Source organism: Bradyrhizobium sp. Rc2d, from assembly GCF_900099855.1.
In the GTDB taxonomy this organism is placed as follows: Bacteria; Pseudomonadota; Alphaproteobacteria; order Rhizobiales; family Xanthobacteraceae; genus Bradyrhizobium.
Genome location: NZ_FNCU01000050.1, coordinates 13,567 through 25,745 on the forward strand (window position 1 = coordinate 13,567; position 12,179 = coordinate 25,745).

The 12,179-nt window shown below is 60.8% G+C and carries 13 protein-coding genes; 8 read left to right on the forward strand and 5 right to left on the reverse strand.

From position 1 onward, the window contains the following. Positions 1–416: 416 nt before the first annotated feature. From hemC to BLV07_RS49245, 3 genes are all read right to left on the reverse strand, one after another. Positions 417–1,352, reverse strand: a complete 936-nt coding sequence (gene hemC / locus BLV07_RS37535) for a hydroxymethylbilane synthase (protein ID WP_091896260.1) — start codon at positions 1,350–1,352, stop codon at positions 417–419. Positions 1,353–1,940: 588 nt separating this feature from the next. Further along, entirely contained in the window at positions 1,941–2,138 is a 198-nt protein-coding gene (locus BLV07_RS37540) for a hypothetical protein (protein ID WP_176946022.1), read from the reverse strand. Positions 2,139–2,169: 31 nt separating this feature from the next. Next, positions 2,170–2,919, reverse strand: coding sequence for a cbb3-type cytochrome c oxidase subunit I (locus BLV07_RS49245; protein WP_244551342.1), 750 nt, complete (start codon positions 2,917–2,919; stop codon positions 2,170–2,172). 631 nt (positions 2,920–3,550) lie between these two features. Between BLV07_RS49245 and BLV07_RS37555 the strand changes: the two genes are divergently transcribed. The 8 genes from BLV07_RS37555 (at position 3,551) to BLV07_RS37590 (ending at position 10,227) form a co-directional block, all read left to right on the forward strand. Next, a complete protein-coding gene (locus BLV07_RS37555) occupies positions 3,551–4,084 on the forward strand; it encodes a cytochrome b (RefSeq protein WP_244551343.1) in 534 nt (177 codons plus the stop codon). Between the two features lie 728 nt (positions 4,085–4,812). Beyond that, the gene (locus BLV07_RS37560; protein ID WP_502690281.1) at positions 4,813–5,580 is read left to right on the forward strand and encodes a heme ABC transporter permease; all 768 of its coding nucleotides are present in this window, start codon (positions 4,813–4,815) and stop codon (positions 5,578–5,580) included. A gap of 10 nt (positions 5,581–5,590) precedes the next feature. Next, positions 5,591–5,743 (forward strand): heme exporter protein CcmD, encoded by a 153-nt coding sequence (ccmD, locus tag BLV07_RS37565; RefSeq protein ID WP_283806577.1) that lies wholly within the window; start codon positions 5,591–5,593, stop codon positions 5,741–5,743. Continuing rightward, positions 5,740–6,363, forward strand: coding sequence for a DsbE family thiol:disulfide interchange protein (locus BLV07_RS37570; RefSeq protein ID WP_091896161.1), 624 nt, complete (start codon positions 5,740–5,742; stop codon positions 6,361–6,363). The genes ccmD and BLV07_RS37570 overlap by 4 nt, the downstream gene beginning before the upstream one ends. Positions 6,364–6,563: 200 nt before the next feature. After that, complete coding sequence (gene ccmI, locus BLV07_RS37575; protein WP_091896164.1) at positions 6,564–7,262, forward strand: c-type cytochrome biogenesis protein CcmI; 699 nt, start codon at positions 6,564–6,566, stop codon at positions 7,260–7,262. A 3-nt stretch (positions 7,263–7,265) separates the two neighbouring features. After that, the gene (gene ccmE, locus BLV07_RS37580) at positions 7,266–7,763 is read left to right on the forward strand and encodes a cytochrome c maturation protein CcmE (protein ID WP_091896167.1); all 498 of its coding nucleotides are present in this window, start codon (positions 7,266–7,268) and stop codon (positions 7,761–7,763) included. Continuing rightward, positions 7,760–9,754, forward strand: a complete 1,995-nt coding sequence (locus BLV07_RS37585; protein WP_091896170.1) for a heme lyase CcmF/NrfE family subunit — start codon at positions 7,760–7,762, stop codon at positions 9,752–9,754. Before ccmE ends, BLV07_RS37585 begins: the two co-directional genes overlap by 4 nt. Next, positions 9,751–10,227 carry a cytochrome c-type biogenesis protein gene (locus tag BLV07_RS37590; RefSeq protein WP_091896173.1) on the forward strand — a complete coding sequence of 159 codons (477 nt, stop codon included), beginning with the start codon at positions 9,751–9,753 and terminating at the stop codon, positions 10,225–10,227. Before BLV07_RS37585 ends, BLV07_RS37590 begins: the two co-directional genes overlap by 4 nt. Before the next feature lie 98 nt (positions 10,228–10,325). Here the strand turns inward: BLV07_RS37590 and ccmB are convergent, their stop codons facing one another. Further along, positions 10,326–10,988: a heme exporter protein CcmB gene (gene ccmB / locus BLV07_RS37595; protein WP_091896263.1), complete on the reverse strand. Its 663-nt coding sequence runs from the start codon at positions 10,986–10,988 to the stop codon at positions 10,326–10,328. Positions 10,989–11,106: 118 nt separating this feature from the next. Continuing rightward, positions 11,107–11,733, reverse strand: coding sequence for a heme ABC exporter ATP-binding protein CcmA (gene ccmA, locus BLV07_RS37600; RefSeq protein WP_091896176.1), 627 nt, complete (start codon positions 11,731–11,733; stop codon positions 11,107–11,109). Positions 11,734–12,179: the final 446 nt, after the last annotated feature.

Sequence of the window (12,179 nt, forward strand, 5' to 3'; positions counted from 1 at the left end):
GCTCTATAACCTAGATCATTTCTTTTCCGCCGGGCTTGCTCGCCTACACGAGGAACGGCGCTACCACGTGTTTGTCGTTCTCGAGACGCATCACCGGTCGTTTTCCGAACGCTACATGGCATTCTCCAGACGCCCGCGCCCGGGACCCGCATGTGTGCTGGCCTTGACCCATCCGGCTTGGCGCGGCAAGAGGTTGCCATGCGCTTAAGTCGAGATACAGCTTGACGCGCCCGACGCGAATTGCGGATGAGTGTTCGCGCGCTGGGCAGCAAACGCGCCCGACAGCATTACGTTTCGAGCGGTTGGGGCAGGTTTCGGGCCTTGCAACTCGTTTCGCTGAAGTCACATGCGGCGTTCTGGGGTTGCCAGCTATGCTGGTTTCCCAAGAACATAAGTCGTCATGCCAGGTAACGAATTCAGATTGGCCTTGGCTTTTCCACAGTAATGCGCCCAGCCTTCAATATCTCCTCCGCACCTTGCTGAAGAAGTTTATGCCCGAGACTTCTGCCAATTGCGTCGGCTTGATCGGCCCGACCCACGCTTTCATCGGCAATCTTCGTTTGGCCATCCGGATGAGTCACCTGTCCTCGAAGTGTTAGTGTCCCGGCGAGCCATCTGGCAGAGACTCCGACGGGTAGGCTGCAACCCGCATCGAGACTTCTCATCAATGCGCGCTCTGCATCCACTTCAGTGCGCGATTGCCGGTCTTCAATTTTTTGAAGCAGCGCTATGAGTGCCGTATCCTCTTCGCGAACTTCGGCCGCGAGAGCACCTTGGCCGACTGCATACGGGAAAAAGTGCGCGTCTAGAACCTGTGAGGCCTCATGTAGCAATCCTAGCCGGGACAACCCCGCCGCTGCTAATAGAGTCGCGTCTATTCCCTCTCGGTTCTTTGCCTTTCGCAGCCTTGGAAAAACGTTCCCTCGAATGGGGCGAATATCCAGACCACTGCATAGAGCAAGAAGTTGAGCTTTGCGACGAATTGATCCAGTGCCGACGCGCAGCCCCGGCCGTAGCTGATCTAGTGTAACGCCGCAAATCGCGTCGCGAGGATCCTCTCTTTTGGGAACGGCCGCCAATACCAAGCCGGGCCGCAATTTTGTCGGAAGATCCTTGAGGGAATGAACGACCAGGTCAACTTCGTTGCGCAGAAGCGTGTCTTCGCTCTCCTTCGTGAATGCTCCGATTCCGCCAATCTGCTGAAACCCCGACCGTCGATCTTTATCGCCAACCGAACTAACGAAGACCATTCGTACCTCAGCGGCCGGCTCGACGGCACGAATAAGATCGGCGACGTGATTGGCTTGCCAGCGGGCCAAATCACTTCGCCTGGTACCAAGCCGAATTTCCACGATCAAACCTCTTGCTTCTTGAGTAGTTCACCAACTTCAAGAGCTGCGTAGAGCTGCGTAAGTAGCTATAAAATCGGCGCCTGCTGGTTTAGCCGCACGGCGGAACTCTGGTGTGGCCTTGCATGAGCATCTTCCCTCGGACCCGTGTTTCATCAGCTCACACTCGCCCGAAACGGAGAAGCAGCCAATAGGTCGCAACTTTCGAAAGACGCTGGACCAAGCCGAGAACGAAGAGTGCCGGTTCGACGAGAATGGAGCTTGCGCCTTCGGATGCGAGTGCGCCGAATGCGTCCATGCATCCTTTCAAGTCGAAGGGGTGGAGCTGAAACGCCGCACGTGAGCTGCCATCACCAGCGTTCATAACGGAACTATAAAGGTAGAGAACGGCGGTCGAAATATCATGTGCGGCATCACCCTAATCCAAGCGAAGTCTCCGTCGTCAAGGGCCAAAGCCCTCGATCAGATCGCGTCCCTTTCGGATCGCCTCCACGCGGTGTGTCATGAACGCGTATATTCATCCTGAATTGTGGATATCCGGATGGGTCAGCAGCCACAGCTCTTCGTTGAGCTCGTTTGATCTCGGGAGCGCTATTTGAATGGATCCATTGATGTGGAATAGGTTGGTGTTTTCGCGTAATCCGCCGAAACGTTCCAAAGGGTTGCGATGTACCAGGCGGTCCAAGCAACGATCAGCAGACTCAGCACCCACACCCAAACCGGGATCGGCGAGGGCGATTCCGCCCGGTGCGGCTCGAACGGCTCTTCCGCTCCCAACGCGTTGACCATGAAGCGCACCGTACCGTGAACGACGGCGCCATCACCAAGCCCGGCAACCGTGATCCCAGGGCCATTGCGGACCTGGAATCGAAGGCGCCGGACGCCGACCCGCATCTACCTCGACGAAACGCCCGATCCGGTCACCGATCAGCCGCCGCCGACAGAGATAGCGCTCGACACTAAGAGGCTTGCCGACGCCCGAACTACGCGCGGCGATGAACAGCGCGAGCCCGATCAGCGCCTGACTCGCCCACGCATAAAATGTTCCGCTGGTGTGGATCGCACGCAGCCGTCCGAACGACAGCGCCGGCGTGGTGGCGAAATCCGGGTAAGCGAATTTGAAGCTGACCAGGAGCCCCACGGCCGTGGTGAATACAAGCCAGATTGTCGCCGACGCCACGTAAGCGGCGAACACCCGCGCCAGAACGCGGTCATCCGGAGCGCCTGCGCGAAGCGGAATGGCCGCAGCGCTATCTGACATCATCCGCCTGTCCGTCTTCTCGACGACGTTGTCCAGCGTTGCCCCGACGCGCGAAGAACTTGACGGCATTGGCGTAGTCGCCCGCATCTGCTGTTCCATCATCGAGAACTCTGCCGGCTTGCCGGATTCATCGAGAGGAGCAGACGCGATCAGGCCACCTTTCTCGTCGTGGCTGAGCTGGCCGGAGACATGGATCGTGTCGCTGACCTTGATTGCCTGTGCGTATCTGTAGGCATCTTCCCACGGCACACCGAAATAGGCGGCCTCTTTACGATTCACTCCGGCTGCGTTTACGTCGTTGCTTTGCACATCGAGCCTCCTGGCTTCTCAATCTGGCTTCGCGTCTCGGTGGCGGCACTGAAGGTTTCGGTACGACGATGCTTTGGAGAATGACCTTGCAACGCCGGAGAGGGAAATCACCTCCCGCCATAGAGTCGATAGACGATCGTTATTGCCGCCGGGCCGCGTGACGCCGTAGCTCGGAACACCACCAGCCGCACCTCCAGAGATTCCCGTTTCCGCCCTTGGGCCAATCGAGGTTGGCGTGCGTCGCGCGGGCGGGAGGAGTGGGGGCCGCGATCGAAGTACGCCAAGTTCAGTATCCCGGCCCCGCGATGTCGCCGGGCATGACCCCGTGGCGAAGACTTCCGCCGCTACTTCGGTTGTGAGCGCGACGCAGCGAAGCTAACCGGCAGTTGCTTTTTGGCGAACGCCCCCAAATCTCTATGGCCGCGGCGATGATCATCTTCCTCCTGCAGTCTGGGTCGAAAGGTTCCGGACGCTCGGACACCGATTGGGGATCCCTGGGCGATGCTGTTGTCGTAAAGTAAAGTCGAGCGACCCGGGGGAACGGCCATCCTATCGAGCGCTCAAATCTCTAGCGACGCGCCGCCACCGTTCATCAACCGCTGCGGCGGGCCATCGGAGTTAGATCATCGGTTTGCGCAGCACTCCCTCTCGTTACGGCGCCGGTGCTCAGGCCTTCCATTGGCTGACCGTCGTGCTGGTTCTCGCCGGCTATGTGTTGAGCAAGGGCGACCGCGATTCGCTTTATTCAGCCGCCGCGGACGGGCTCCGCAGGATTCACGAGACGCTCGGGGTGCTCGTCTTCATTGTTGTAGTGCTGCGGTTGCTATGGCGGCTGATCGACGGCGCGCCCGCGCAGCAGCGGATACCGCGATGGATGGCGGCGGCCGCTAAGCTCGTTCACTTCGCGCTTTATGCGCTCCTCATCGCGATTCCAGGAACGGCGGTGCTCGGTACCTGGCTCGAGGGGATTCCCGTCACCCTTCCCGGATTCGACATCGCCCCCCAGATCGCGAAGGCGCATGGACTGGGGCAGCTGATCATGGAAATACACACCACCCTCGGCAACGCCATCCTCTGGGTCGCCGGCGTGCATGCAGCCGCGGCTCTCTTCCACTACTTCTATCTACGCGACGAAGTCTTTCAGTCGATGGCTCCGGGCGCATGAATGATTGGTCCTGTACCCAAAAAGGCATTCCGTTAGCTCGCGAAGAGTGGTCCCATGGAACAGCGTGACCTCACTTCCTGAACTGCTTGGTGGAGGGGCGTGGCTTGACCAGTGACACATCAGCTCCGATGATCGCGGTCCGGCTGGCCGGAGCCGCTCGGCTGGTTTACGTGAGCGCCGCCACGGAGACGGTGATCAGCGAGACGGTGACAGCTGGGCCAAAGTCCTCGGTAATTTCGTGGGCGGCTCGTTTGCCGCACGCGCGCGGCAGGGAGCTCTGCATCAATACTTGTCGAAGCGGCCGCGCGTGCTCGGCCGGCCCATGGACCTCGGGATTGGACGTGGCCGACGAAATTAGAATTCTCTTTGGACATGCATTCTTCCGGGGGACGATCGTGCGCATCGCGTGCGAAGGGAGTTGCTCACGCTAACGGCCGCCAACGCAGATAGCCTCCGGACTCAACCGAGACCTTCCGGCAGATTGCTGGGAGTGTCGAGAGCGCCGGCCGCGATGATTGTCATATCATCTGCCTCATCACGCGATGGAGACCTCGGGCGTGGGCATCGAAACGATTACTGAAGGTAATTGGCGAAATCGTCTCACCTGTGATCCAATACTCATCGGCTTGCAGATGCGCTAATGGCACGGACCTTCGTCGCGAGCCGCAGCCGGAAGCGAGCGAATTCCCCACCTGCAGGATGGGTTCGAGGAGATCGGAAATTTGAAGCTGAGCTTCACCCGCTACAGCAACCCCGGCAATTTCGTGCGTATTGCCGCAAAGCTGGTGCCTTTGCTTTGGGGGTCGACGACCTTCGCTTTCGCGCTTGGTCTATTTGGAACGTTCGCCGCGCCACCCGACTACCAGCAGGGCGAGACGGTGCGCATCATGTACATTCACGTCCCCGCCGCCTGGACAGCGATGCTTGCTTACACGTTCATGGCGGTGTCTGCGTTCGGATCTCTAGTTTGGCGTCATCCACTCGCCGATGCAGCTCAAAAGGCGGCTGCGCCGCTGGGCGCAGCTTTCACTTTCATCTGCCTCGTCACAGGCTCTCTTTGGGGCAAACCCATGTGGGGCACATATTGGGTCTGGGACGCACGGCTCACCTCCATGTTGGTTCTTTTTCTCATCTATCTCGGTCTGATCGCGCTCTGGCAGACGATCGAGGACCCGAGTAGGGCGGCACGAGCAGTTTCGATCATGACCTTGGTAGGCTCCATCAACATACCGATCGTGAAGTTCTCGGTCGATTGGTGGAATACTCTCCACCAGCCGGCTTCGGTTCTCCGGATCGAAGGTTCGGCGATTGCTGGCTCGATGTTGTGGCCGCTAATCGTTATGGCGCTCGCATACGCGCTTCTGTTCGCGACCCTCCACATAATGGCGGTCCGTAACGAGATCATGCGACGCCGAGTGCGTCGGCTTGCGATCACGCTGGCGGCCGCAGGCGAACCCGCGATGGCTCGTATGCTGGCTACCGAAGTAGCGTCCTGAGCAGATCATCGTGCAGCATGGCGGATTCATCACGGTGGCTTTTCTGGTGACGGGCACCATCTTGGCCGGGATGATCGCGGCGGTCCTCATCGACTATCGCGTTCAGCTCCGGAGCTTGCGTCGCCTGCTACTTGATCACTCGGATCCGAACGGACACGTATGAGCAAAATTCCAGCGTCGATTGACCTCCCAGCAAGCGCCGAAGCTCCTCGACGCGCACTCGCCCGCCTGTGGGTGATTATCCCACTTCTGGTCTTCCTCGGAATTTCGACATTACTCTTGGTGCGGCTCGCCGCCGGGGACCCATCGCTCGTGCGCTCGGCTCTGATCGGCAAGCCAGCACCGCAGTTTGCGCTAGAGCCACTCGATGGGCTTTCGACGTCCGGTCCACCTGGCTTGTCGAGCGCCGATCTGCGGAGGGGGCACGTGACCATCGTGAACGTCTTCGCGTCATGGTGTCTCGAGTGCCAGGAGGAGCAAGGGGCGCTGATGGCGTTGGCGAGCGACCGGACGCTGCAGCGACAGGGGGTGAAGCTTGCTGGCATCGTCTATAAGGACCATCCCAGAAACGCGCTAGCCTATCTCGCCGCCAACGGGAACCCCTTCGCGCAGGTTGGCACTGACCGGTCCGGCCGAACGGGGATCGATTTCGGCGTCTATGGCGTCCCTGAGACCTATGTGATCAAGGGCGATGGCACAATTGCCTACAAGCTGGTTGGTGGCATCTCGGACGCAAGCCGACCTGCTTTGATGGCTGCAATTGCTGAAGCAGAACGTCCATGACGACTGCCTTACGATGCCCATCCCTGCGCGAGACATGCGAAGAAAGTGTTTCGCCTCGGCGGCAGGGGATTCCATTATTCAGGAGTGAACGATCGGACCATGGAAGCGCACACCCAGAAGCAGTCCGATTTTCAATCGCGGCGGATGCCCGACAACGGGGTGCGTTGCGCTGTCGCGAAAACGGATGGAGGCCTTGAAACGTGCTCTGGGCTGTCTTTGCAATGATGACGTCCGCGGTCGCGCTGGCGCTGGCCCGGCCGCTCTCCGAGCGATGCGAGAGCTTTGGCGCTCGCGATTCCGACGTGGCCTTCTATCGCGGCCTTCTGGCCGAGGCGGATGATGACGTTTGCCGCGGGCTCGTAGCGCCCGAGGATGCCGTGGCGACGCGTTCGGAGATCGAACGCCGGCTGCTCGCGTCACTCGACTCCCCGTCGGAGAGCCGGCTGCGTCCATCGCAGCCCTGGCAGCCGAGACGCGCGTCTGCACCCTTCGCGATCGTCCTGGTTCTGCCACTCGTCGCGCTCGCGTCGTACCTCAACGTCGGCGCTCCCAGCCAGCCTGACATGCCGATCGCATCCAGGCGCACGGGTGGGGACGTCACCCTCGCTGCCGCCGTTCCTGACATCCGTGCCGGACAAGCCCGGGCTGACATCGCAGCGCTTCCCCCGGAGCAGCGGAGCGACGCGATCCGCGAGATGGTGGGAGGGCTCGCCGAGAAGCTCTCGAAGAACGGCCATGACCTTCAGGGATGGCTGCATCTGATCAGGTCTTACGTCATATTGGGTGAACGCCAGAAAGCCGAGGCGGCCGTCGCAAGCGCACGTGCGCAGTTAGCAGGCGATGCGCAAGCGCCAGCGCGCATCGATGAACTCGTCAGGCAGCTTGGTTTGAAGGGGTAGACTTTGACTAGAAAGAGCAGGCGCCTCTCCATCATCAGCGCAGCAGGCTTCACTTTAGCCATCGCGGTAGGGCTCATACTATTTGCGTTGCGTGATAGTATTGTCTTCTTCTACGGGCCGACCGACATAGTCGAAAAGGCGCCGCCGCGAGGAACCCGTCTGCGCATCGGCGGCTTGGTGAAACCTGGCTCGCTTACCTATGGTGGATCGTCGACGGTTGTCTTCGCAGTGACTGACCTCAAGCATGATGTCAAGGTCAGCTACACTGGATTGCTGCCAGATCTCTTCCGTGAAGGACAGGGCGTCGTGGCCGAGGGCACGGTGGAGGGACCGGGCCTCTTTCAGGCCGATTCCGTGCTCGCCAAACATGACGAGCGATACATGCCCAAGGATGTAGCCGACAAACTTAAGCAACAAGGCACCTGGCGGAACGAAAATCTGCGCGAGCGCAATAGCGCCGCCTTCCGCGAAACATCACAGCCGATGGGAACGAAAGGATGATCGTCGAAACCGGACACTACGCACTCGCTGTGGCTCTCGCCGTTGCGCTGCTTCAGTCAGTTCTGCCGCTTTGGGGGACCCGTAGTGGTGATTCTGGACTCGCTTCCATTGCGGTCCCGGCCGCAATCACTCAGTTCCTGTTATTGGGTTATGCGTTCGCGGCACTGACTTACGCCCATGTGGTGTCCGATTTCAGTCTCGTGACAGTCGCCGAGAACTCGCTCACCACCAAACCACTTATATACAAAATCGCCGGCGTCTGGGGCAATCACGAAGGATCCATGCTGCTTTGGGTTCTGATCCTCGCGGCCTTCGGAGCGGCAGTGGCGATTCTCGGACGCGGCATGGGGAAGGAATTGCGCGCCGATACGCTAGCGGTCCAAGGCTGGATCTCCCTTGCTTTCCTCTGCTTCATCCTGTTCACCTCCGATCCTTTCGTGCGACGATTTCCGGCACCCTTTGAAGGCCAGGACCTCAATCCGCTGCTTCAAGACCCGGGCCTCGCGATACACCCGCCGCTCCTTTATCTCGGCTATGTCGGTTCCTCGATCGTGTTCTCGTTCGCGGTAGCGGCGCTGATCAGCGGCCGACTAGACGCCGCTTGGGCCCGCTACGTTCGGCCTTGGATATTGATTGCCTGGATATTTCTAACGCTTGGCATCGCCATGGGCTCGTACTGGGCCTATTACACCTTAGGCTGGGGCGGCTTCTGGTTCTGGGATCCGGTCGAGAACGCGTCGCTCATGCCCTGGCTTGCGGGTAGCGCGCTCGTACATTCGGCTGCCGTCATGGAGAAACGCGAAGCCCTCAAGATCTGGACGCTGTTCCTGGCGATACTTACATTCTCACTCTCACTCCTCGGCACATTCCTGGTGCGCTCGGGGGTGTTGACCTCCGTTCATTCCTTCGCCAGCGACCCGGCGCGCGGCGTCTTCATCCTGATCATTCTGACGGTGTTCATTGGCGGTTCCCTCTCTCTTTATGCCTGGCGCGCACCTTCCCTGAGCCAGCGTACTCTGTTCGCGCCCGTTTCACGCGAGAGCGCGCTCGCCGTCAACAACCTGCTACTCACCACCTGCTGCGCTACGGTCTTGACCGGCACGCTCTATCCGCTCGCGCTTGAGGCTCTGACCGGGGACAAGATCTCGGTCGGCGCCCCATTTTTCAATTTGACGCTCGCTCCGGTAGTATCGCTGATCGTTCTGCTGATGCCGCTCGGTCAGTCGCTCGCCTGGAAGCGTGGCGACCTGCTCGGTGCGGCGCAACGGGTGACGGTGGCAGCCTTGGGGGGCGTCCTGGTCGCGCTTGTGCTCGTTGCTGTCCGAGGCGGCCCCGTCCTCGCCGCGCTCGGTCTCGGCCTCGCGCTCTACCTCATCGTCGGTTCGTTCGCCGATGTGGCGTCGCGTATCGGGGTACGCGGGCAACCCGCTCGGGTGATGTTGGCCCGCGCGGTCGGGCTGCCACGCTCCGCCTGGGGGGCGGCGATTGTTCACGCCGGCCTTGGCGTGACACTCATGGGCTTGGCGGCGACCGGTTGGGGCGTGGAGCGGATCGCGACCGTGAAGCTAGGCCAAGGGATCGATCTCGGCCCCTATCAGGCCACCATCGACAATCTTCGATCCCGACAGGGCCCGAACTATTCCGAGGTCCTGGCCTCTACGGTCATCAGCCGGGGCGGCGCGGCCGTGGCCACCGTCGAGCCCGCCAAGCGCAGCTTTCCCGCACGGCAGACCGCCGTCACCGAGGCAGGCATCGTGACGCTGGGTTTTGGCCAGATCTACATTTCGCTCGGGGACCAGCACCCGGATGGTTCGATCGATGCGCGCATGTTCTGGAAGCCGCTTGTGACAGCCATCTGGATCGGCGCCATCATCATGGCGTTCGGAGGGATCGTGTCGTTGTCCGATAGACGCCTCAGAATCGGCTTCGCGCGCCGCGCGGCTCGCGTTCGCCTCGCCGCCAACCCCGCAGCGCCGCAGCCCGCCGAATGACTTCGCTTCATCGCATTTTTCTGATTTCGGTTGTGCTCGCGGGCCTCGCGCCCAGCTTAGTAAGGGCGGTGCAGCCAGATGAGGTGCTGCCCGACACCAAACTTGAGGCACGCGCGCGCGCTATTTCCGCCGGGCTGCGCTGCTTGGTCTGCCAAAACCAGTCGATCGACGATTCGAAAGCAGAGCTCGCGCGGGATCTCCGACTGCTGGTGCGCGAACGACTTAAACTCGGCGAGAGCGACGAGCAGGTCCGCGCCTTTGTGGTAAAGCGTTACGGGGACTTTATCCTGCTGAAGCCGCCACTCGACTTGGAAACCGCTTTCCTCTGGGGAATGCCAGCTTTGGTGCTTGCAGCGGGCGGAATCGTTCTCCTGTTTGGATTGCGCCGCCAGCAGTTCGCGCCGGCAGCACCCTTAAGCCGAGCTGAGCGGGACCGGCTTGCGGCGCTGTTAGACGCAGATACTCTGTTATAGGCAATCCCTGAGGGCAAGCCGCCTTGACTTCGAAGGCATACGGAGTCGTTCCACGGCGGCGACCCCCCGAAGCAAACTCTTTCCGCTGCATGCGCTCGTCATTGTCCGGCGCCGCGAAGTGCTGCGGCTGCGGCGATTGGGGCGAGGGCGACGGATGCAAGTCCTAGCGCACTGAGGACCAGAAAGGGCGTCAGAAAGGGCACTGTGCCACTCTGCGCCGCGGAGACACCGAAGATCAGCACCGGTACGGTTAGTGGCACGACCAGAATCGACAGCAAAAGACCGCCGCGCCGCAGCGTCACGGTAAGGGCTGCACCGATTGCTCCCAGAAAGGTGAAAGCCGGCGTACCAACCAACAACGTTGCTGCCACCGCCCAGAGCGCCGCGCCGTCCACATCCAACATCAGACAAAACAAAGGTGAGAGCATAACGAGCGGCAGCCCCGTCACAGCCCAGTGGGCCACGCACTTCACCAGAACAATGATTTCTAGGGGCGCCGGCGATAGCAACATCTGGTCCAGCGAACCGTCCTCGTGATCCGCCTGGAACAGACGGTCAAGGCCCAATAGACTCGCGAGGAGCGCTGCTATCCACAGAATGGCTGGACCGAGGCGCGACAGCAAGTGCAGGTCAGGTCCGATCGCGAAAGGTACGATCGTCACGAGACTGAGGAAGAAGACCAGGCCGAGAACCCCGCCTCCACCGATGCGGCGCGCCAGCATGAGGTCGCGAAGAAAAATGACAAGGAGAATATGGCTCATCGCCACCATCCGGCGTCGCTATCGCCTCGAAACCGCTCCGGAGAAATCGGCAGAGGAGCGAGACCTCTTCTCTCCCGACCTCGACGGCTACGGGGGTGGGACCCCAACGGGACAACCCTCACATCGCCCCGAGCCTGATTTGGATCGTTTCCGGCAGACCGAGCGGCTCGTGGGTCGCGGCAAGCATCAATCCTCCGCTTCTGAGATGGTCGGCCACAATAGCCTTCAGCAAGGCGCGTGCGTGCTGGTCGAGCGCGGTTAGCGGCTCGTCGAGCAGCCATAGAGGGCGATCGGCAATCAGGAGCCGGGCCAATGCGACACGGCGACGCTGCCCCGCGGAGAGATAGCCGACAGGCAGATCGAGAACGTGGGCTAACTCCATATGGTCCAGCGCCTCTAGCGGGGTTAGCCGATCTCGGCCCAAAATTCCCAGCCCGATCTCGAGATTTTCGCGGACGGTCAACGCCGATTTCAGCGCGTCGAGATGGCCCACATAGTGGAGGCGCTCTGCCAGGGGCGCGGAATCCGTGACTTCGGACTCCACCCACGACAGGCGGCCGGATCCGAGTGGCAAGAAGCCGGCGATCGCGCGCAAAAGCGTGGATTTTCCTGCGCCATTCGGACCCGTCACTTCGGCGATTTCGCCCGAGCCCAGTCGCAAAGACACCCCGCCGAACACCACGCGCTCGCCGCGCGCGACGGAAAGATCCTCGATCAGGAGATCGCACCGATGGGTGATGTCCATTTTCATTTCCGGTTGCCCGTTGTCTCGTTCGGATCGTTTTCGAATGCCCCGTTGGAGAGCTTCTCGAAATGAACGAGTCTGGATCAGCGTGTTCGAGCCAAAGGCGGCGCCGTTCGGGAGAACCGCCCAAGAGCATGAGGAAGTTCAGTTCTTCGGGGCTGCCCACCAGAAGGATGCGAGCCCGATTGTGAACGTCGGCAGCAAGAAGCGCCACGCGATGACCCATGCGAACTGGCCGCGTGATAGAAAGACTGAATTCATCACCTCTTTTGTTCGGAAGCGTGTCGAGAATTGGCGGGTATGCCCTCACACGGCTTTCTTTGGATGGTCGATCGTCCCAACGTAGCTGCCTCGGCTGCAGCCTGGGACACGCGGCGCCTTCCCAGCATGGTCTGCGCCCGCCGGGTAGCCCATGCCCCTTTGATGCATAGAACGGGGGGAGGCAG